Raw genomic sequence first — 20,921 nt, 5'->3', positions numbered from 1 at the left:
CAACTGGAGGCTGAAGGTGTCCATCGCTGAAATATCGAGACATCAACCGACGCTGGAACAGGCAAAACGATCCGCTTCGGAGTTGGTGCCGGCGCTCAGAGACAAGGCGCAATGGTCGGAGGAGAATCGCCGCATCCATGACGAGTCCATCCAGGCACTCGTCGACGCCGGCATTTTCCGACTGCGGATGCCGGCCCGATACGGCGGCTACGAGGCCGACACCCGGACACTAGTGGACGTGGCAATTCAGCTGGGTCGGGCGGACGGTGCGCTGGCGTGGACGGTCTCCACGTACTGGATCGCGTCCTGGATCGTCGGCCTGTTTCCGGACGAAGCTCAGGACGAGGTATTCGCCTCTCCAGATGTTCGGATCTGCGGTGCAGTCAGTCCGAGCGGTACGGTGGTTCCGGTGGATGGTGGAGCCGTCCTGAACGGCGCCTGGAAATTCGTCAGCGGTGCGTGGCACGCCGATTGGCAGGAGTTGGCCACGATCATGCTGCGACCGGGTGCCGACCCCGAGCCCGTCATTGTTGCGGTGCCGATGTCGAGCTTGCAAATCGTGGACGATTGGTATACGTCGGGGATGGGCGCTAGCGGTAGCGTCAGCACAGTGGCGAAGGACGTGTTCGTTCCGGACACGCACATCATCCCGATGGCCTCCGCCATTCGACCGAACAGCCTCTCGAAGTTGAGCGCCAACTCGCCGATGTGGCGTAGCCCGACCATTCTGGCTGGCTCGGCCGCTACCGTCGGCATCCTGGTCGGCATGGCGAAGGCTGCCCGCGAGGCCTTCTTCGAGCGGATGCCGAACCGTCCGATCAGGTACACCGACTACGAGCACCAGGCAGAGGCGCCTGTCACGCACATCCAGGTCGGTACGGCCGTGATGAAGACCGAGCAGGCGGAGTATCACGCGTACCACGCCGCAGACCTGGTGGACGCGAAGGCCGCCAGTGGCGAGCCGTGGACCATGGAGGAGCGCGCTCGGGTTCGGGCCGACGAAGGGTGGGCCACGAAGCTGGCCAAGGAGGCGGTGGATATCTTCGCCGCAGCGAGCGGCGGCTCCTCGATCTACAAGAGCGAGCCGATCCAGCGGATCGTGCGAGACATCCACGCGATCAGCGTGCACCCGATGTTCAGCCCGGACAGCAACACCGAAACCTACGGCCGGGTGCTTTGCGGCCTCCCGCCCAACACGCAGTTCATCTAGCCGGTTCCCCGGGACCGCTGGCCGTCGACGACCAGCGGTCCCGGGGTTTTGCGGTGGTTCCGTCGGTGGTTGCCACGACCTGACTTCGGTCACCGGCTTTCGGCGCGACGGCGCCCGCGAACTGCTCGCCGATCCCTGTCAGGGCGAGTTCGACCTCGGTATCGCCCCGGGCCCGCCGAGAACGACGCTGGTCGGCCCGTCCCGGCCCGGCCAGCGACGCGGGGCTGTTCGGCGCTGGGGGTTCGTCGGAGCGTGGGCCGGCGGTGGTCGCCGCGCCGCGGGTGCTGTAAGAGGGGTTCCCGTTGGAGATCGGCTGCTTCGAGCTGGTCGGCCTCAAGGGCTACGTCAGCAACATCCCCCACAGCGTGATGAGCCCCGCCGACGTGATCTCCCACCACCACGACCTGTGGAACGTGGAGCAGTCCTTCCGCATGTCCAAGACCGACCTCGCCGCCCGGCCCACGGTCCACCACCGCAGAGACGCGATCGAGGCGCACCTGACCATCGTGTTCACCGCCCTGGCCGTGACCCGCGAAACGCCACCCAGACGTTCCCACCCCAGATCGGCCCCGGCCGGCAGTCCATCATCGACGCCATCACCACCAGCCGAGCATCAGGCACTAGCGAAATGACCGAAGTCAGCTGGCCGCCAAGAGTCGCCGCGCCATCTCGGCGCGGCGACTCTTGGCGGCCAGTGGCGGTTGCTACGAGGGCTTCGCCTGCCCCGCCGCCGCCGAACCCCTGTCGGAGCGACGCCGAATGCCCGGCCAGCGGAGGGAGGCTGGCCGGGCATTCGTCCGGTACGCGTGGTGCGCAACCAGTGTCCTACTTGAACTGGATGATCTGCAGGTAGTTGCCGTCCGGGTCGGCGAACGTCCCGAAGCGGCCGGAGGGGCGGTCCGCCACGGGGAGGAGCCAGTCGACGCCGGCAGCTTTCAGTTGCGCCTCGACCGCATCGAAGTCATCGACGTGGAAGTTGAGGATCATACGCCCTGGCTCGTTGTTCTTGACGTCGACGTCGTCGCGCCCCTCGATGACCAGGAGGAAGCCGCCGAGGTCGATCGGACCCTCACCACTGTATTCCGGTGCCAGGGTCTTGCGGTACCACTCCCGTAGCTCGTCGGGTCGGGTCGTACCGAGAAGCATACTGCTGGGCTTGGGTGTGAGCATTGAAATCTCCTTGTCGGGAACTTTCCGGTGGGGTGGCATTGCCTGGCCTCAGTCCAAAGAGGCGGCCATGGGCTGACCAGTCTCCTTAGCAGCTGGCGCCTCCGTCACTGTAGTCTGGCTGTCCCCTCCGCGGGTGCGTAGCCCAACCCAGATCAGGGCCGAACTGGCCAGAGTCACCGCCACGTTCACGCCCAGCGCGAGCTGGAGCCCGGTCAACTCGACGCTTTGCGTCGCCGCGATCGACACCATGATCGGCGCGCCGATGGTGAGGGCTACCTGCTGGGTCATCGAAGCAAGTCCGGTCGCCAGGCCCTGCTCTTCATTGGGCAGACCAGAGGTTCCGACCACTGTGTACGACACGATGCAGGTGACATGTACGAAGAACCCGATGAACAGCGCGGGGATCAAGACCAGGAGCGCCAGTCGGTTGGTGCTGAGGAACGCCAGCGGCAGGATCAGCAGGCCCTGCAGAGCCAGCCCCAGAGTGAGGACCGTACGGCTGTTGTAGCGCCCGAGGATGCGCCCAGCGATCGGTCCAGCGGCGATCGCCGCCAGGCCTGGTACGCCGAACGTGAGACCGGTGGCCACTGGGGAGAAGTCCAGGACGTTCTGTAGGTAGAGCGTCATCAGGAAGATCATGCCGGTTTCCATCGAGAAGATCACGAGGCCGGCGTAGTTTCCCCACTTCACGTTGGGTTGCTTGAGGAAGCGGACCGGCACCAGCGGCGCGGGTGAACGCACCTCGATCATCCAGAAGGCAATCAGCAGCGCCGCTCCTACGGCGCCCCAGATGATGCTCTTTTCCAGGATCGCGTACACCACGGCCAGCAGACCGCCGGTCATGGCTACCGCGCCAGGGACGTCGAGCTTCACCCGCTCAGGTATCCTGCTTTCCTTGATCAGCAGCGGTGTGACCACAAGAATCGCCGCGGCGATCGGGATGTTGATAAAGAACGCGGCCCGCCAGCTCAGCAGGCTCACGAGGGTGCCACCGATCAGTGCACCCGCGGTGAAGCCACCAGAGAGGATCGCCCCGTTGAGCCCGAGCGCCCGCTCACGCATGCCGCCTTCGGTGAACGAGGTGGTGATCAGCGACAGTGCCGCAGGCACCGCCATGGCGGTAGCGGTGCCCTGCAGGGCGCGGGCGGCCAGCAGCATCTCGGGGTTGACGGCGAAGCCGCCGAGTAGTGAGGCTCCGGCCAGCAGTACGATGCCGGACAGGAAAAGTCGACGACGGCCGAAGAGATCCGCCATCCGGCCGAACAGCAGCATGAATCCGGCTGCGGGAAGCGTGTATGCAGAGACGATCCAGGGTAGCCCGGTCAATCCCAGCCCGACACCTGCGCCGACCTCCGGGAGGGCTACATTCAAGATCGAGTAGTCGGCCGCAAATACAAATGCGGCGGCGAGTAGCACCAGCATGGTCATTCTCTGGCGGCGGCTGAAGCGTGGCGGAGCGGACGCGATGGTGGTCAAGGTGCGATCCCTTCCTTGAGGAATCCGATATCCAGCGGTCAGGACGCTCTCCGGACTTGCCGAAACCTCGGGTACCTATTTTCCGCATGCCGGCATAAGGTCCGGAGAGCATGGACCAGTCCTGTTTCGCGGATTTCTAGAGGCCGGCGAGGAACTTCAATAGTTCCGCGTTTACCTCCTCCGGAGCTTCCTGTTGCGTCCAATGGCCTACCCCTGGCAGGGCTACCGTGTTGGTCAGGTTCGGCACGAGGAACCGCAGGTTGGGGATCAGTTGGTCCATCCCGGGAAGCCCGATGCTTCCGTCTCGGTCGCCGTGGATGTACAACGCTGGAGGCGTCATCGTTGCGCCTTGCCACGGTGCCGTCAGTTCCCAGCTCAGATCGATCGTCCGCCACCAGTTCAGGCCGCCGGAGAATCCCGTCCGGCTGAATTCGGCGGTGTAGAAGTCGAGGTCGCCGTCGGTCAGCCAACGGGGTACCGCCGTCGCCTCCGGCATGATGTCGAGGAGACCATCGCTGGCCGGGATCACTGGCAGGGCCGCTGCTGCTGCCTGTGGCGAGTCACCGAAGCCCCAGTGGAAGAAGCGGGTGAGGCTGGAACGCACGTCCCGTTCCAGTTCGGCCTCGGCCGTTCCGGGCTCCTGCAGGTACTGCATGTAGAAGCCGTCGCCGAGTGCTCCCCGCAGCGCCGTCAGCGCGCTGACGGCGCCACGCGGCAGGTAGGGCACGCTCAGCGCCACCACGCCGCGGATGCGGTCGGGCCGCATGAGTGCCGCGTTCCAAGCGACGGACGTACCGAAGTCATGTGCCACCAGTACCGCTTGCTCTTCGCCGAGCGCATCGAGCAGGCCGATGACGTCGCCCACCAGGTGCAGCTGCGAGTACCGCTCAACCTCTGCCGGTCGGTCGGTCTGACCGTAGCCGCGCAGGTCGGGTGCGACGGCGTGGTAGCCCGCCGCAGCCAGAGCCGGGAGCTGGTGGCGCCACGAGTACCACGACTCCGGAAATCCGTGCAGGAGGACGACCAGCGGCCCTTCACCCTGCTCGGCAATGTGCATCTGGATGCCGTTGGTCTGCACATCGCGGTGCCGGATCTCGTTCGTCGTCTCCCGGGCCAGTGCCGAATCTTCGTTGCTCACGGTGTACCTTCCTTCTCCGTTGCATGAAGTGGTTTCACCGAAAAATCTTCTCCCCCATGCCCTAGCCGATTCCACTCCTTCCTTGCCCATAGCCGATCTGCTCGACTGGAAGCCGGCATCGAAGAACCTTGGGAAGGTCGAAGTGAAACTCTCGCTACGGTGCAGAACCGTACGGAACCGTCAGGTGCGCTGTTTCGGCGCGATCCGGTTGGCGCTGCTCGGGTCGTCCCGGTCGCGGCCCGGTGGGTACGGGCGTACCCACTGGGCCGCGAATTGTCTGTTCGCTGAGGTACTAGCCTGGATCCCGCTCCGCGGCCTCGGCGACCCGTTTGATGGTTGCCAGCCGCCGATCCCAGTTCGCAGCTAGTGCGGCCATCCATCGCACGGTCTTGTCCAGAGCCGCAGACTGTACGGCGTACCGCATTTCGCGTCCCACGCGGTTGCTTGAGACCAATCCGGCGGCGTCCAGGACTGCGAGATGCTTGACGACCGCCTGTCGTGAGACCGGGAGTTGCCTGGCAAGAATCGTCGCGGTGACCTCGCCCTGATCGGCGAGCAAGTCGAGCAGGTGCCGTCGGGTCGGATCGGCCAGCGCTACGAGAACGCTGTCGACTACTTCGACCTCGCCGCGACTTTCCACCGTCACACAGGTGCCTCGGCGCGCTTCTTGAACGCGTCGAAGACCTGGGGCCAGCCGTCGTCGTTGTTCTTCCGCGCCTCGATCCGCTGCTCCGCGGAGGCGGCCAGCGCGGCGAATCCACTCTCCACGACGCGGAGCCGCGTCTTGTCGCCCTCCGCAGTCAGGGTGAACTCCACCAGGGTGCTGTTGTCCGCGCGCAGTTCGTCGCCGGGGAACGCGCTGGCCCAGCGGTACGCCACGTAGGTTGGTGGCTCGACCTTCTCCACCTGAACGGGGAAGTCGCCGTACTCAGGGTTGCGCGCCACCATGGACTCGCCCGCCTTGGCCACGGTGCCGGCCACGGTCGCCTCGTCCGCTACCCAGAAGCCGGGCTCGGCCACCAGTGACCAGACCCGTTCCATCGGTGCCGCGATCAGGGTCTCCCGCTCGATCCGGTCTTCGCTCATTGGTGACTCCTTGAACCATCGTCGTTGATTGCCCCCCATGGTGGCACGTCGCCCACGATGGTGCAACCCATGGGTTGCACCATCGTCCGGGTGGCCTCTCGGCGCGGGCGCGTGGCCCAGTGGCGGCCTCGGCGGGTCAGGGGAGTCGGTCGCAGCGATACCGGAGGCGTGGGTGTCCACCATTCTCGACGTCCGATGTGTTCGTGTCATCTCCGAGAGTGCCTTGTCTCGGATCCCTGTCCCTTTTCTGCAGATTTTCTGGATCCGTTTGCACGGAAGGCAATTCTGAGGTCGGTCACCGGCAACAAGTGGGCATTGTGGTGACGTCGGCAGGGCAACACCAAAGAAGCGTTCTGGACCTCGTCTTGTGATGCTCATACGGAAGCCTGCCCCGGCAAAAGGGCCCACCGTCAGGGCCCCTCGATCAGGGCGGCGAGGCGGCCATTGTCGCGTCTGAGTGCAGCTCGTCGATTGGAGAGGGAGTCGAGATGATCGTGCTGGAGACGGTGAAGCTCGAATTGGACGGCCCGACGGCCACCATCTACTTGAACCGCCCGGACAAGAAGAACGCGATGAACCCGCAGATGCACCGGGACATGAACCAGGTCCTCGACACGATCGAGGCGGCCGGGACGGTCAAGGCAGTCGTCATCACCGGAGTCGGTGACAGCTTCAGCGCGGGTATGGACCTGGAGGAGTGCTTCCTTCAGCCGTTCGACGATCCACAGCTGTTCTACCGGACGAACCTGGTGGCGCTCAACTGGTTCAAGCGACTCAAGGCGTTCCCGGCGGTGACCATCGCCAAGGTGAACGGTTTCGCCTTCGGCGGTGGATTCCTGGTGACCGGCCTCTGTGACCTGGCGATCACGTCCGAGAGCGCCGTGTTCGGGCTGTCTGAGATCAACTTCGGGATCTTCCCCGCTGGTGGGGCTACCTGGGCGGCCACCCACAACCTGCCCCGCAAGCAGGCGCTGTACTACATCCTAACCGGGGACACCATGACCGGTCAGCAGGCGGAGGCGTACGGCCTGGTGAACAAGGCGGTTCCGGCCGACCAACTCGACGCGGAGACCGACCGGTTGGTCCGCAAGATCGTAAAGAAGAACCCGATCACCCTGGAACTGGCCAAGCAGGTCTACGAGCGCACAACGACCATGGATCTGCCGACCGCGATCGACTACGACCAGGCCAAGCTCTGGGAGCTCTCCCGACTCAGCGGCAACGAGTGGATCAACGTCGCGCTGAAGCAGTTCGAGAAGCGAGCGTTCCAACCCGGACTCAGCTCGTACAGCCGGGCCGAGGTGAAATCATGATATTCACCGCTGAGCGTCTGGGAGTCGACATCCCGGACCTCGCGCTGACGGAGTACGTGCTGCGCCACGCGGATCAGTACGGTGACCGGCCGGCCCTGGTCGACCTCTCGGGCGGGGACGGGTACACGTACCGCCAGCTCGCCAGCGCGGTTCGGCGGCTGGCCGCCGGGCTGCGGGCGCGGGGCTTCGGCCGCGGTGACGTGCTGGCGATGCTCGCGCCCAACGTGCCCGAGTACCCGATCGCCGTCCACGCGGCGGTCCTGGCCGGCGGCACCGCCATGTTGCTGAACCCGCTGGACACGGCGGACGATCTTGCCTCCCATCTCGACGAAGCTGGCGCCCGACTGCTGGTGACCGTGCCGCCCGAGGTGGACAAGGCGAGGTCGTTTGTCGGCCGTACCAAGGTGGAGGAGCTCGTCGTCATCGGTGCGGCCGACGGCGTGACGTCGATGTCGGAGCTGTACGGCAGTGACGTACCGATGACGTCGGGCGTCGACCCGAGCGAACAGGTCGCGCTGCTGCTGCACTCCAGCGGCAGCACCGGATCGCCCAAGGCCGTCATGCTGACGCATCGCAATGTCGTCGCCACGGTGCAGCAGACGAGCCTGGTCGCGCCGCTCGGTGAGGACGAGATGGTCCTCGCCATGCCGCCGTTCCATCACGCCTTCGGCATGATCATGGTCCTGAACGCCAGCCTGCTGCAGGGGGCGACGATCGTGACGATGTCGCGGTTCGATCCCGAGGGGTACCTCCGGGCGATCCAGGACCACCGGATCACCCGGCTTTACATCGTGCCGACGCTCGCCGTTCTGCTGGCCCGCAGCCCGCTGGTGCAGCGGTACGACCTGTCGTCGATCCGTTCCATCGTCTCTGGCGGTGCCACCCTCGACCCGGAGATCGCACAGATGTGCCGGGAGCGCCTCGGCTGCCACATCGCCCAGGGGTACGGCATGACCGAGGCGATGACCTCGTTCATGCAACTGGAGGATCCGGTGGTGCCCGCATCGGTGGGTCGGGCCGCACCGAACATCGAGTTCAAGATCAGTGACGTGACGACGGGTGCGGCGCTGGGGCCCAATCACAACGGCGAGATCCTCATCCGGGGCCCGCACGTGATGAAGGGGTACCTCAACGCGGCCGAGGCCACCCGCCAGGCGCTCGACGCCGATGGCTTCCTGCGCACCGGCGACCTCGGCTACGTCGACGACGATGGTGAGCTGTTCATCGTCGACCGCATCAAGGAGCTCATCAAATACAAGGGGCAGCAGGTGTCGCCGGTGGAACTCGAGGCGGTCCTCATGGCGCACCCGGATGTCGCCGACGCGGCGGTCATCGGGGTGCCGGACGAGGAGGCCAGCGAGATCCCGAAGGGCTTCGTGGTCGCCAGGCAGGCGGTCAGTGCGGAGGACCTCATGACCTTCGTTGCCGCGCGGGTCGCTCCGTACAAGAAAGTCAGGCAGATCGAGTTCGTCGACGAGATTCCCCGTACGCCGGTTGGCAAGATCGAGCGCCGGCGCCTGAAGGAGCGGGATCGCGTCGCTTGAAGCTGCGGAACTCGGTACGCAATTTCGAAGGGGATTCGACAATCGAATTCTGGCAGTCTGGAGGCGGACGGTTCCGCCGGAAGTCCTGAGGAGTTGTAATGAACCTTCCGCAAGTAGTGTCAAGAGAAGAGTGGCTGGTAGCCCGTACCGCTCTCCTGGAGAAGGAGAAGGAGGTCACCAAGGCGCGGGATGTGATTGCCGAGGAGCGTCGCAATCTACCGATGGTCAAGGTGGAGAAGGATTACCTCTTCGAAGGGCCGAACGGCACGCTGACGTTGCTCGACCTGTTCGAAGGGCGTCGTCAGCTGATCGTGCGGCACTTCATGTACTCGCCTGGCCAGGAAGAGGGCTGCATCGGTTGCTCGATGCAGGCCGACAGTGTCGGCGAGTTGTCGCACATGTGGGCGCGGGACACCACCTTCGTGATGATCTCCCGGGCCCCGCTGGCAGACTTCCAGGCGTTCAAGGCCCGCATGGGGTGGGACATCCCGTGGTACTCGTCGTTCGGTAGCGAGTTCAACTACGACTACGAGGTGTCGACCGAGCAGGGGGAGTCACCCGGCGTCAGCGCGTTCTATCGTGAGGGCGACGACGTCTTCTTCACGTACTCGATCTTCGACCGCGGCGGTGACATCTTCAAGAGCTTCTACAACTACCTGGACATCACCCACCTGGGGCGGCGCGAGGACGAGCTCGAACACCCTTGGGACTGGTGGCGTCACAAGGACCGCTACGACGCCGAGAACGCCTCCGTGCCGGGCAGCAACTGGTGGAACGGCACCAGGTATCAGAAGTAGTCGACGAACCGCTGACGGCTCCGGCTCCTGGCGCGCCCGCAATGCGCCAGGAGCCGGAGCCGTCAGCCCTGTGTCGAGGGTCTATCGGGTCGACCGGCCCGAGAGTCAGCAGCACCGAAAGTTGGAGGAAGCATGAGTGACATGTCCGCAAGGACCACCATCGTCGTCGGCGCGAGCCGCGGTCTCGGCCACGGGATCGCCGTCGCGTTCGCCGAGGCCGGCGCCCCGGTGATCGCCGTGTCGCGGACCACGACGGAGTTCCCGGAGCCGTCCAACGGTGCCGGGTCGATCCGGACCGAGACCACCGACGCCGGCGCGGCGACGGTGCCGGCGAGCCTGATCGATCGGTACGAGCCGTCGACGGTCGTGCTGGTCGCCGGTGCCACTCCGCACATGCGTCCGCTGCAGGAGCAGACCTGGGAGACCTTCTCGGTCAACTGGGAGACCGACGTGCGGATCACCTTTCACTGGCTGCGTGAGGTGCTGCTCAAGCCACTTCGGCCCGGCAGCCGGGTAGTGGTGATCAGCAGCGGTGCGGTGCTCGGCGGATCGCCGCTCAGCGGCGGGTACGCCGGAGCCAAGGCGACCCAGCGCTACATCACCGGGTACGCGCAGGACGAGGCGAACCGGGCAGGCCTGGACATCACCTTCACCACGGTGCTACCCCGGTTCGCGCCGATGACCGGAGTCGGTCTACCAGCCGTGCAGGCGTACGCTGCGCGCGCCGGCCGGCCGGTGGAGGACTTTGTCAACCGGATCGGCCCGCTGCTCACTCCGGAGCTCGCCGGAACGGCGATGGTGGACCTGGTCCGAACGGGCGCCGCCGAGGTCGCGGCCGGCTACGAGCTCAACGGCGCGGGACTGCGCAAGCTTTCCTGACCCGTCCCGGCGGGCGCACCACATCCGGTGCGCCCGACAGGAAGGCGCCCCGCGGGCATCAGCACGCGGGGCGCCCAGGATCGGCCGGGGCGGGATCAGGAAGCGCGGAGCGAGTCGGCGAGTCGCTCACCGATCATGATCGAGGTCAGGTTGGTGTTGCAGTTGACGATCGACGGCATGACCGAGGCGTCACCGACGTACAGGTTGTCGATGCCGTGCACCTGCAGCCGCTCGTCGACCACCGCGTCGGCGTCCTCGGCGCTGCCCATTCGGGCGGTGCCGACCGGGTGGTAGCCGCTGTCCAGGCTCAGCCGGACGTAGTGACCGAGCATTTCGTCGTCGGCGGCCATGTCCTCGCCGAGGACGACGAAGCGGTCTCCCCGGTCGACGATGCCCGGGGTCTGCATCAGTTGCCAGCAGGTGCGGACCGCGTCGACCAGGATCTGGATGTCCTGCTCGGTGTCGAGGAAGTTCAGGTCGATGTCCGGCGGAGCCGCCGGATCGGCGGAGGTGAGCACCAGCCGTCCCCGGGACTGCGGCCGTTGATGGACGACCATCACACCGAATATCGTCTTCGCCGCGGCGAGCATCTGCAGCTCGGGGAAGAGCGTCAGGTCGAAGTGGTTGATCATGTAGTACTGCAGGTCGTTGAATTCCGTCGAGCCGGGTGCGGTGGTGCGTACCATCGTCTGCAGGAAGGCGTCCTCGGGGTTGAACGTGCCCTCCTTCGGCACCATGAAGGCGCCGGTCCGGGGGTGATCGATCAGAGTGCCGCCCACTCCGGGCCGGTCGAGCAGCACGTCGATGCCGAGCCGTTGCAGGTCTGCGGCGGGACCGATGCCGGAGCGCATCAGGATGGCCGGGGTGCTGACGGCTCCGGTGGCCAGTACGACGGTGCCGGCGTGGATCTCCTCGATTCCGCCGGCCGGATTGGTCACCTCGACGCCACACGCCCGGGTGCCTTCGAACAACACCCGGTTGACCTGTGCCCCCGAGTAGATGGTCAAATTCGGTCGCCCACGCGCCATGGCCAGGTAGCCCATGGCGGTGGAGAAGCGGGTCCGGGTGTCATTGCGGTTCGACGGGATCGGTCCGACCCCACTGGCCTGCGGGTGATTGTGGTCCTCGACCTCGGGGAAACCGGCCTTGAGCGCTGCCTCGTGGAAGACATGCTGAACCGGGGCCAACTCTTCGGGCTTCCACCGGCGGATCGGGATCGGGCCGCCCCGCCCGTGGTACTCGTTGTCGAAGTCGAGGTCGTTCTCCAGCCGCTTGTAGTACGGCAACACCTGGTCCCAGGCCCAGGCCGGGTTGCCCATCGACGCCCATTCGTCGAAGTTGTTCGGAGTGCCGCGCAGGGCGATGGTGGCGCCGACAGCGGAGGAACCGCCGGCGACCTTTCCGCGGGGAAAGATGATGCGTCGCCGGTCGGTGATTTCAGCCTTGTAGTGCCAGTCGAACGCGGACATCGACATCGCGCTGCCGTCGAGGATCTCGCGTGGCGTCTCCGCGATGGTCGCGTAGTCGGGGCCAGCTTCCAGTAGTAGCACCTTGCGCCCGGGATCCTCGCTCAGCCGCGCAGCCAACGCTGCGCCAGCCGATCCGGCTCCGACCACCAGGTAATGGAATTCACTCATCAGGGCGTCCTTCGGCAAGTGGAGGTTGGCGATCCTGCGGTGCTCGATCAGGCGTGGATGCGCTTCCAGCACGGTCTTTTTGTGGGTCCCCGATGAGCATTACAGTTGCCAATACCGGTTACTTCTCCACCGTTGCTCAGCGTGCCGACAGCTTCCTGCCGGGGCGAATGTCGCCTGCTACGGGTTGCCGGTCGGCTGTCCCAGGTCGCTGGTCGGCCGGGGTGGCCGACGACGGCGGGCCCGGGCGAGCGAGATCAAAGTCGTGTCGTGATCGTCGCCGGCGCCAACCATCAGCGACCGCAACTGGGATTCGAAGCACAGCTCCGCGTCGTACGGATCGATCAGGTAGCCGCCGAGTTCGAGGCTGACCAGCCCATGCAGCGCGATCCACATGGTCTGCCCGACAAGAAGCGGGTCGCTCGGGCGGAACCTGCCCTGTTCGGTGGCCCGGGACACGGCGTCCACCAGCGGTTCCAGGGTGTAGCGGCCGTGCTGTCGGTCGCCGTCGCCGAGCGCGAACCCACCGAGTGCCGAGCTGCCGAACATCACCAGGTAGAGCTGGGGGTGGTCGAGTGCATTGGCGCGGTACGCCCAGCCGAGCGCCATGGCGTCGGCGACCGCGTCGTTGGTGGCACGCACCGTGGCCATCCGTCGGTGGAGGCGGGCAAAGCCTTCGTGCACCATCGCTCGGACCAGGTTGTCCATTCCGCCGTAGTAGGTGTAGACGACCGTGGTGGAGGTGCCGACGGCGGCGGCGAGCCGGCGGGTGGTGAGCGCGGCGGTCCCGCCCTCGGCCAGCAGCCGAGCGGCAGCTTCGAGCAGCGTGGCTGCCAGCTGCGGGTCGACGCGGCGAGGACTCACGTTGACATGATCTCACGACCGGCGTACCGTCGATGCATAACGCCGTTACGTAACTTAGAAATGCTACGGCGAGACGTAACGCTGATCGATCCGGTCGCGTACGACAGGTGGAGGCTCCCATGAGCGTCGTCGTCCACTACCCGCTACCCGCTAGCCAGCTGGACAACCGGCGTCCGGTCGCCATCGAGTCGACCGAGACCGAGCTCACCGTGACCGGTCGGCTGCCGATCGAACTCGACGGCTGCCTGGTGCGGGTCGGGCCCAATCCGATCCGTCCCGACCGCCGGGCGCATCCCCTCGTCGGCGAGGGGATGGTGCATGGCGTACGGCTGCACCGGGGCCGGGCGCAGTGGTACCGCAACCGGTGGGTCCGCACCGACGGTGTTGCCCGGGACCGGGGTGAGCTGCCGCTGCCGGGCCCCCGGCACGGGTTGTCCGACAACGCCAACGCCAATGTGGTCCGGCACGCCGGCCGTACGATGGTTCTCGGCGAGGCCGGCGTGTTGCCCATCGAGCTCGACTCCGAGCTGAACTCGGTGGCCCGGCTCGACTTCGATGCGACGTTGCCCCACGGGTTCACCGCACATGCTGAGGCGGACCCGGTCACCGGGGAGCTCTTCGCGGTCGCCTACTACCACGAGCTGCCCTACGTGGAACATCTCGTGGTGGGTGCCGACGGTCGGGTGCGTCGGGCCACCCGGATCGAAGTGTCCGGTACGCCACTGATGCACTCGGTGGCGCTGACCGACCGGCATACGGTGCTGTTCGATCTGCCTGTCGCCTTCGATCCGCAGCAGGCACGCAACGGATCGCGGTTCCCGTACTCCTGGTCCGACGCCCGTCCTGCCCGACTCGGCCTGCTGCCGAGGTCGACCGGTACCGACGTCCGTTGGTTCGAGGTCGACCCCTGCTACGTGTTCCATCCAGTCAACGCCTATGAGGTCGGCGACCGGTGTGTGGTCGATGTGATCCGGCACGAGCGGGTGTTCGACCGCGACCGGCTGACACCCGGTGAGACCGCGCCGACCCTGTGGCGCTGGTCCGTCGACCTGGTCCGCGGCTCGGTGGCGGCCGAGCAACTCGACGATATTCCGCAGGAGTTTCCCCGGATGGACGAACGGCGCAAGACGATGCCGTACCGCTACGCCTACACGGTGGCGATGCAGCGGGGCGTCAGCGTGCTGGGCGGCTCGGCGCTACTGCGCCACGACCTCGACCGGAGCGACGTCACGGTGCACGACTTCGGCCCGGCGTGCGAGACGGGCGAGGCGGTCTTCGTGCCCCGCGGCCCTTTCGGCGCGGAGGACGACGGCTGGCTCCTGACCTATGTGTACGACGCCCGCGACGGACGTAGCCGGCTGGTCGTGCTCGACGCGGCGGACTTCGCCGGACCACCGGTCGCCGAGGTGCACCTGCCGGTACGAATCCCCAGCGGATTCCACACCAACTGGATCGTCGGCTGACAAGTTCGACCGCCAGCTGTTCGAGAGTCGTCACCAGATTGAGCAACTCCAAGGAATCTCAACTTCGCAGTGTCCGCTACCTTCGCGACAGATAGTCGTGTCGATCTCACGGAAGGTGTGCAACATGGCTCAGCAGACCGCATCCGCTCCGCCCGGAGGGCTGCTCGCGCGGCTCAACGGCACCCACCACAAACTGGCCCTCAACGGATTCCTGGCGGTGGTGCTCGCGCACTGGGCCGAGCACCTCGTCCAGGCATATCAGATCTGGGTGCTGGGCTATCCCCGGCCGCAGGCCCGAGGCGTGCTCGGCCAGTGGATCCCCTGGCTGGTCAGCTCCGAATGGCTGCACTACGGGTACGCCATCGTGATGCTCGGCTTCCTCTTCCTGCTGCGCAGAGGCTTCACCGGTCGGGCCCGGACCTGGTGGACCGTGGCGCTGGTGATCCAGTTCTGGCACCACATCGAGCACCTGCTGCTGCTGATCCAGGCGCAGACCGGCACCATCTTTTTCGGACAAACAGTCGTCACCAGTGTGCTGCAGTTGGTCCTGCCCCGGGTCGAGTTGCACTTGTTCTACAACTCGGTGGTCTTCATCCCGATGCTCATCGCCATGTACCTGCACCTGCGTCCCAACGAGTCGGAGCGGGCGCAGATGAGCTGCAGTTGCGCCGGGCACCAGCCCGGATTGCGGCCGTTCGCCACCCATGGCGTCTGAGGCCGCCGACCGGCTACCGGCAGTCGTTCATGCGGCGGCGACCGGCCGGTGGCGGGTTCGCTTCGCGGTCGCTGCGGCCGCGGTCGTCGGCCTGCTGGCCGGCGCCGCCGGCAGCGCCTGGGCGGACGACAACCGGGTGTACGCCGACCCGCCGGCCGGGGCGGTCCTGTCGAAGGCACCGACCGGCGTGACGCTGGCCTTCGCCCACGACGTCCAACCGGAACTGTCGCACGTCGCGGTCTTCGACCGCGACGGCAGCGAGATCGGCGACGGCACCTACAGCCAGCCCGCGTCAGACCGGGTACACCTGCCGGTGACGATCGACCAGGATGGCGACTATACGGTGGCGTACCACGTGACCTTTCCCGACGGCACCAGCACGACCGATGCGTACCGGTTCAGCGTCGGTACCGGCGTACCGCCTGTTGCCCTGGACGCAGCCACCCGGCAGGCCAGCACCGACGCGGTGGCCCGGCACGCCCACCAGATCGACGGACTGAGCGCCACCCTGCTGGTCCTCGACGGGCTGGTGCTGTGCGCGGTGCTCGGGTTGCTATGGCTGCGGCCTCGCGATGGCCGGCCGATGTCGTTCCGTCCCCGAGACAGCGGGCCGACGCCGGATGGTGGTGACCCCGACCGACCCTGATGGACCTCGGGCAGCACCCCGACCTTCGACAGCGCCCGGCCCCGGCGGACATCCGCCGGGGCCGGGCCGTGCGGCAGCCACATTCACGGAATGGGGAAGAACGCCCGTACGAAGCGGTCCCAGTTGCGGTCCCCGATCGCCGCCCGCATTCGGGTCAGCAGGCGGGCCGGCACCCCGAGCCGGTACCGGACGCGCGGATTCGGATGGGTGACGGCGGTCTCGATGACCTTGGCGACATGTTCCGACCGGACCGCCATCTTGCCGCGCAGCGGGGGGTTGTCACTCAGCCGGTACGCCTGGTGCCACTGTACGAAGTAGTCCCAGAAGTCCTTGTACAGGGCCGGGTTGCCATGCGCCTGCATTCCCAGGTCGGCGAAGCTGTCCGGAACGAATCCGCCGAGGATCGGCGACGGCTCGATGAGGACCACCTTGATGTCGAAACGGGCGACCTCGTGGCGGAGTGAGTCGCCGATGGCCTCCAACGCGTGTTTGGTGGCCTGGTAGTAGCCCCGCCCCGGCGTGGCGAACAGCCCGAAGATCGACGACATCAACACTATTCGGCCGCCGCCCTGCTCCCGCATTCCTGGCAGGACCAGCTGGGTGAGCCGGCACAGGCCGAAGACGTTCGTTTCGAACTGTGCCCGGACCTCGTCCATCGGCGTCTCGCCGATGGTGCCGTTCAGGCTGTACGCGGCGTTGTTGATCAGCGTACCTACCGCGCCGTGTTCGTCGGTGATCCGTTTGACGACTGCGGCCATCGACTCCTCGTCGGTGACGTCGAGGTGCATCACGGTGATGCCCTCAGCGGCGAGGTCGGCCAGCGCGTCGAGGTTGCGCCCAGTGGCGTAGACCGGCCAGCCGGCCCGGTGCAGCCGGAGTGCAGCCGCCCGGCCCGAGCCGGACGACATACCGGTGCCCGAGGAGGCGCCGGTCAGCAGAATCGCGCGGGAGCGTGTCGGATTCTCCATGGCCGCAGGTCACTCGTCGCCTTGGCTGGCGATCCGGCTGCGATCGGTCGAGGTGCCCAGACCGGTGGCGTCAACCAGTCGGTTGATGAACGCGAAGAGACTGGCGCAGAAGACCGCCTCGAGTATCTCGGCGTCGCTCCAGCCTGCGGCGGCGGCACGTTCCCAGTCCACGTCGGTGATCTTGTAGGCGCCGGTGCTCACCTTCTCCACCAGCTTCATCAGCGGCATCGTCCGCTCGTCCACCGGCAGTTCCTCGGCGGTCGAGGCGGCCGAGACCGCTTCGAGCAACTCGTCGCTGCCGCCGAACTCGGCGAGGAACCAACTGTGCGTGCCGACACAGTACGGACATCCGTTGAGCTTGGACGTCCAGGCGGAGATCAGCTCCTTCAGGTCCCGGGGCAGCGTGTCGCCCTGGAAGACACCACGGTAGCCGGCGACAACCGCCTCGAGTAGCCGTGGGTTGGTCGAGGTGAGGCGGAACATGTCCGGCACGAACGGTAGTCCGGTGGCTTCCTTGATCTGTTCGTACAGTTCGGCGGTCCGACCGGTAGCCTGTTCTTCGTCGATCAGCGGAACTCGGATTCCCGGCTGCTTGGTCGTCGTTTCCATTGAACGTTCTCCTCAGTGAGCGGGTGCCGAGTCATGCCCAGGCATGATCTCTCCCACGTCGGGCCAGGTCTGGGCCGACGCGTGTGGGCAGCTGCCGCGGGTTGCTGTCGCGCAGAACGGCGCGTCCGGGTAGCGGCTGGCACGTGATCCCGTCGCCTCATGGTGTCATGCGTCGGCCGTGCTTGTACTCTCCGAGATTGCCTAGTGTGATGCATTTTGGTAGCCGCCAATGAAAGGTGCGAGGGTGTCCGGGAGCTTTGGTCGGTGGCAGTATCTACGTTAGTCTGATCCGAACAATAGGACGAATGAGGTATGTGATGCCGGCGAATCTCCTGCGCCAGATGTTGAGTGGGTTGGGAATGACCCAGATCCGTCACGTGTCCGCTGTGCCGGTCGGCCGGGCGAGCGGGCTCCTTTCCCGGGTCTACCAGCAGATGGGGGACGACTTCGGGGTGGTGGCACCGCCGATCGCGTTGCATGCCGCCGCCCCGGACGTCCTCGCTGCTGCCTGGCTGCTGCTGCGCGAGACGCTGATCGTGCCCGGGCAGGCATCCCGGGTGGCCAAGGAGGCGGTCGCGACGGCGGTGTCGGCGGGCAACGCCTGCCCGTACTGCGCGATGATCCACAACAGCGCGCTCGCGGTGCTCGGTCCGGTCCAAGGTGACGATTCCACGACTGGTGATCCATGGTTGGACGAGGTGGTCGAGTGGGTACTGTCTGTGGATCGCCTCGACGCGCCGGGCACGCAGCCGTTCCCGGCGGCGCAGTTGCCCGAACTGGCTGGAGTCGCGGTGTTGCTGCACTACCTCAACCGGGTGGTCAACGTATTCCTGCGGGAGGTCCCGTTACCGCCGGGCGTGCCGGAGTTCGCGTTGTCGCCGGTGCTACGACTGCTCGGTCGCAGCATGGCTGCCGCCGCCCGCCGGCCGCATTCCCCGGGCGCCGCCCTGGCGCTGCTGCCGCCGGCGGACCTGCCGGCGGACCTGCCGTGGGCGGTTGGCAACGATACCGTCGCCCAGGCGTATGCGCGAGCTTGTGCCACCATCGACGCCGCCGGCCGCCGGTCCGTCCCGGTGTCGGTGCGCGAACTCGTCGGTGAGCAACTGGCCCAGTGGCACGCGGGGCCGCGCGGGGTCAGTCGGGCCTGGGTCGAGGAGCTGGTTGTGTCGGTCGAGCCCGAAAATCGGCCGATGGCCAGGCTTGCCCTACTGGTCGCCTTCGCGTCGTACCAGGTCGACCCGGCTGTCATCGAGAACTGCCGTCGGTTTGGGGTCGACGACCGGAGCCTGATCGAGTCGTCCGCGTGGGCGGCGATGGCGGCGGCCCGCCGGGTGGGCGGGTTGTTGCCCACGCACTGGCCCGGGTGAGTCGCGCCAGGACCGCACTGCTGGTGATCCTGGTCCTGACCGCGTGTGCCACCCTCGTCGCCGGCAACTACAGCCTGACCACGATCCGGCAGTGGGCGGCCCGGACCCCACAGGACGTGCTGCACCGCCTCGACCCACTGACCAGCCGCTACCTCGTACCGAGCGAACGGACCTGCCGGCGGGTCCTGACCGCTGTCGACGGCGACGCCCTCGACCTGCTCACACCGCTGAACGTCGCCATCCATGGCATCGTCGGCCGCGACGCCGCCCAGGCCGGACCGCAGCACCTCAACGCCTACCTCAGAGGACACTGGTTCGTGAGCCGTTGCGAGCAACGGCCGGCGACTGGGTAAGGCGACGGCGATGGTGTCATGTTCCCGGCCGGGGCGTACCGGAGAGGTCCACGACACGGTCTCGCCGTGTACGGGCAGCGTTGCGGTATAGGCGATACTCGTGAGCGGCGCGGGACTTCCGGGGTCGTGGTCTGTGAGAGGAACACTTCGTCCCAGCGTTCCGCGCCCTCACCGTTCATCCCCGCCCGCCAAGGCGATTCCCGCACATTTTGGCCACCCTGGACACCACGTCGGCGGTCAGAGCCTCACCCGCGAAGGCTCGGTGGAGAACCGCCTTCATTGGACCCGGACGTCACATTCGACGAGGACGACTCCCAGCTCAGGACGGGTGCGGCTCCCCACAACGTGGCCGCCATGCGCAACCTGGCCCCGAGCACCTTCCGCTTCGCCGGACGTGCCGACATCGCCCACGCCCGCCGTGACCTCGACGACCGCGCGGACACCTTCGCCGTCTACGACATCTAACACACCATGATCAAATCAGACATAGAGGAACAACGCCGGGGCCGTGGGCACTTATCGGGTATGCGGCGAAGATTGGATGGTCGGACAGAAAGGGCATCGCCGATTAATGGGGGTATCCGCGCCGGGCGCGGGCGTGTCCAATGGGGGGCGTTGAGCAATAACATCGACATTCGGCCGTACTTATTCCGCTCGATTCGTGGTAGCGTCGGAAGTAGTCAGTTGATCAAGGGCAGGTGGTGGCAGGTGGTGGCAGGTGGCCTGAACCGCCGGTCACGGCTCCGGAGTGGTGCATCGGCGGGTGGTGCACTCTCCGTAGCCCTCCTGGGTCGATCGGAGCGTCGGTGCAATGTCCGGGGGGCGACCGTATCATGTCGGGAACGAATGGAGCTGATTCGAAGTGCCTAACGCCGTAGAGCGGGCCATCTCGATTATGTGGGACCGCTACCACGAGCCACTCTCACTCGATGCTATGGCTGATTCCGCTTTTCTGAGCCGATTCTATTTCTCTCGATTGTTCAGATCCAAGACCGGTACGTCTCCTGGCCGATTTCTGACGGCAATCCGGCTGTACAAGGCCAAACACCTGCTGTTGGAGACGGACATGAGCGTCACCGACATTGCCTACGCGGTCGGTTACAACAGTCTGGGCACCTTCATCAGCCGGTTCACCCGTAGCGTCGGCATCTCTCCGGCCCGCTACCGGTGGCTCGCCGAGCACGGGATTCCGCAACTGTCCCGACCCCGGCCCGCCGAGGTCCGCCGCTGCGGGACCATCGGCGGCCGGGTCACCCTGCCGGTGATCGACGTGCCGGTCAAGGTCTACGTCGGGGTCTTCGGCAGCCCGATCGTGCAGGGACTCCCCGCCGCCTGCGACATCCTCGAGGGATCCGGGGAGTATCTGCTGCACGACGTGCCGGAGGGCGAATGGTATCTGCGCGCTGCAGCGATCGCCCTCGACGACATCTCTGCCCGCCCGTCGAGTCGGCGACCGTTGGCGGTCGGTGCCCACGAGCCGCTGATGATGGTTGCCGGTGTCAATATGACAATAGACCTCGACCTGCATACCACGGGCGTGTTCGACCTGCCGATCCTGATCGCCTTGCCGGAGCTGGACGGGCACGTCGCCGCCAGCCGTACGCGCCGTGCCCGCGGACGCGATGGCCGGCGGTCGGCAACCGGTGCCCGTGTCCTCAACGGTGCGAAGATGTGACCGGCAAAGCCCGG

General features: G+C 66.4%; 20 protein-coding genes and 1 pseudogene. 12 read left to right on the top strand and 9 right to left on the bottom strand.

Features of this window, described 5'->3' with window-relative positions; genetic code table 11:
- Window positions 1–31: 31 nt before the first annotated feature.
- Both ACFHVL_RS10800 and ACFHVL_RS10795 read left to right on the top strand, forming a co-directional pair.
- Entirely contained in the window at window positions 32–1,210 is a 1,179-nt protein-coding gene (locus tag ACFHVL_RS10800; RefSeq protein WP_416627487.1) for an acyl-CoA dehydrogenase family protein, read from the top strand.
- A 323-nt stretch (window positions 1,211–1,533) separates the two neighbouring features.
- Window positions 1,534–1,758, top strand: a pseudogene (locus ACFHVL_RS10795) (IS1634 family transposase); the annotation flags it as partial.
- Window positions 1,759–2,035: 277 nt separating this feature from the next.
- On the opposite strand, the gene ACFHVL_RS10790 reads toward ACFHVL_RS10795, so the two are convergent.
- The 5 genes from ACFHVL_RS10790 to ACFHVL_RS10770 form a co-directional block, all read right to left on the bottom strand.
- Complete coding sequence (locus ACFHVL_RS10790) at window positions 2,036–2,380, bottom strand: VOC family protein (RefSeq protein WP_416627418.1); 345 nt, start codon at window positions 2,378–2,380, stop codon at window positions 2,036–2,038.
- A 48-nt stretch (window positions 2,381–2,428) separates the two neighbouring features.
- Window positions 2,429–3,856, bottom strand: a complete 1,428-nt coding sequence (locus ACFHVL_RS10785; protein ID WP_416627417.1) for an MFS transporter — start codon at window positions 3,854–3,856, stop codon at window positions 2,429–2,431.
- A gap of 136 nt (window positions 3,857–3,992) precedes the next feature.
- Complete coding sequence (locus tag ACFHVL_RS10780) at window positions 3,993–5,084, bottom strand: alpha/beta fold hydrolase (protein ID WP_416627416.1); 1,092 nt, start codon at window positions 5,082–5,084, stop codon at window positions 3,993–3,995.
- Between the two features lie 202 nt (window positions 5,085–5,286).
- The gene (locus ACFHVL_RS10775) at window positions 5,287–5,634 is read right to left on the bottom strand and encodes an ArsR/SmtB family transcription factor (RefSeq protein ID WP_416627485.1); all 348 of its coding nucleotides are present in this window, start codon (window positions 5,632–5,634) and stop codon (window positions 5,287–5,289) included.
- 2 nt (window positions 5,635–5,636) lie between these two features.
- Window positions 5,637–6,080 (bottom strand): SRPBCC domain-containing protein, encoded by a 444-nt coding sequence (locus ACFHVL_RS10770; RefSeq protein WP_416627414.1) that lies wholly within the window; start codon window positions 6,078–6,080, stop codon window positions 5,637–5,639.
- A 488-nt stretch (window positions 6,081–6,568) separates the two neighbouring features.
- Here ACFHVL_RS10770 and ACFHVL_RS10765 point away from each other — a divergent pair, with 488 nt between their 5' ends.
- The 4 genes from ACFHVL_RS10765 to ACFHVL_RS10750 all read left to right on the top strand — a co-directional run bounded on the left by ACFHVL_RS10765 (window position 6,569) and on the right by ACFHVL_RS10750 (window position 10,613).
- Entirely contained in the window at window positions 6,569–7,393 is an 825-nt protein-coding gene (locus tag ACFHVL_RS10765) for a p-hydroxycinnamoyl CoA hydratase/lyase (RefSeq protein ID WP_416627412.1), read from the top strand.
- Window positions 7,390–8,937: an AMP-binding protein gene (locus ACFHVL_RS10760; RefSeq protein WP_416627410.1), complete on the top strand. Its 1,548-nt coding sequence runs from the start codon at window positions 7,390–7,392 to the stop codon at window positions 8,935–8,937. The genes ACFHVL_RS10765 and ACFHVL_RS10760 overlap by 4 nt, the downstream gene beginning before the upstream one ends.
- 98 nt (window positions 8,938–9,035) lie before the next feature.
- Entirely contained in the window at window positions 9,036–9,734 is a 699-nt protein-coding gene (locus ACFHVL_RS10755) for a DUF899 domain-containing protein (RefSeq protein ID WP_416627409.1), read from the top strand.
- A 132-nt stretch (window positions 9,735–9,866) separates the two neighbouring features.
- Window positions 9,867–10,613: an SDR family NAD(P)-dependent oxidoreductase gene (locus ACFHVL_RS10750; RefSeq protein ID WP_416627407.1), complete on the top strand. Its 747-nt coding sequence runs from the start codon at window positions 9,867–9,869 to the stop codon at window positions 10,611–10,613.
- A gap of 95 nt (window positions 10,614–10,708) precedes the next feature.
- Here ACFHVL_RS10750 and ACFHVL_RS10745 read toward each other — a convergent pair whose 3' ends face one another.
- Window positions 10,709–12,250 carry a GMC family oxidoreductase gene (locus ACFHVL_RS10745; protein WP_416627405.1) on the bottom strand — a complete coding sequence of 514 codons (1,542 nt, stop codon included), beginning with the start codon at window positions 12,248–12,250 and terminating at the stop codon, window positions 10,709–10,711.
- A gap of 177 nt (window positions 12,251–12,427) precedes the next feature.
- Complete coding sequence (locus ACFHVL_RS10740; RefSeq protein WP_416627403.1) at window positions 12,428–13,111, bottom strand: TetR-like C-terminal domain-containing protein; 684 nt, start codon at window positions 13,109–13,111, stop codon at window positions 12,428–12,430.
- A 119-nt stretch (window positions 13,112–13,230) separates the two neighbouring features.
- Between ACFHVL_RS10740 and ACFHVL_RS10735 the strand changes: the two genes are divergently transcribed.
- The 3 genes from ACFHVL_RS10735 (at window position 13,231) to ACFHVL_RS10725 (ending at window position 15,935) form a co-directional block, all read left to right on the top strand.
- The gene (locus ACFHVL_RS10735; protein ID WP_416627402.1) at window positions 13,231–14,574 is read left to right on the top strand and encodes a carotenoid oxygenase family protein; all 1,344 of its coding nucleotides are present in this window, start codon (window positions 13,231–13,233) and stop codon (window positions 14,572–14,574) included.
- Window positions 14,575–14,698: 124 nt separating this feature from the next.
- Complete coding sequence (locus ACFHVL_RS10730) at window positions 14,699–15,289, top strand: hypothetical protein (RefSeq protein ID WP_416627400.1); 591 nt, start codon at window positions 14,699–14,701, stop codon at window positions 15,287–15,289.
- Complete coding sequence (locus ACFHVL_RS10725; RefSeq protein WP_416627398.1) at window positions 15,279–15,935, top strand: copper resistance CopC family protein; 657 nt, start codon at window positions 15,279–15,281, stop codon at window positions 15,933–15,935. Before ACFHVL_RS10730 ends, ACFHVL_RS10725 begins: the two co-directional genes overlap by 11 nt.
- 83 nt (window positions 15,936–16,018) lie before the next feature.
- Here the strand turns inward: ACFHVL_RS10725 and ACFHVL_RS10720 are convergent, their stop codons facing one another.
- Window positions 16,019–16,903 (bottom strand): SDR family NAD(P)-dependent oxidoreductase, encoded by an 885-nt coding sequence (locus ACFHVL_RS10720; protein WP_416627397.1) that lies wholly within the window; start codon window positions 16,901–16,903, stop codon window positions 16,019–16,021.
- 9 nt (window positions 16,904–16,912) lie between these two features.
- Window positions 16,913–17,512, bottom strand: coding sequence for a peroxidase-related enzyme (locus ACFHVL_RS10715; protein WP_416627396.1), 600 nt, complete (start codon window positions 17,510–17,512; stop codon window positions 16,913–16,915).
- A 317-nt stretch (window positions 17,513–17,829) separates the two neighbouring features.
- Here ACFHVL_RS10715 and ACFHVL_RS10710 point away from each other — a divergent pair, with 317 nt between their 5' ends.
- From ACFHVL_RS10710 to ACFHVL_RS10700, 3 genes are all read left to right on the top strand, one after another.
- Window positions 17,830–18,879 carry a carboxymuconolactone decarboxylase family protein gene (locus tag ACFHVL_RS10710; protein ID WP_416627395.1) on the top strand — a complete coding sequence of 350 codons (1,050 nt, stop codon included), beginning with the start codon at window positions 17,830–17,832 and terminating at the stop codon, window positions 18,877–18,879.
- Window positions 18,876–19,232 (top strand): transposase family protein, encoded by a 357-nt coding sequence (locus tag ACFHVL_RS10705; RefSeq protein ID WP_416627394.1) that lies wholly within the window; start codon window positions 18,876–18,878, stop codon window positions 19,230–19,232. The genes ACFHVL_RS10710 and ACFHVL_RS10705 overlap by 4 nt, the downstream gene beginning before the upstream one ends.
- An 895-nt stretch (window positions 19,233–20,127) precedes the next feature.
- On the top strand, window positions 20,128–20,907 hold the full coding sequence (locus ACFHVL_RS10700; RefSeq protein ID WP_416627392.1) for a helix-turn-helix transcriptional regulator: 780 nt from the start codon (window positions 20,128–20,130) through the stop codon (window positions 20,905–20,907).
- Window positions 20,908–20,921 lie beyond the last annotated feature (14 nt).

Origin of the sequence: Micromonospora sp. LOL_023, from assembly GCF_048060115.1 — a bacterium.
GTDB lineage: Bacteria > Actinomycetota > Actinomycetes > Mycobacteriales > Micromonosporaceae > Micromonospora_E.
The sequence above is the reverse complement of the archived record's forward strand: the minus strand, read 5'-3'. Positions and strand labels throughout refer to the sequence as shown.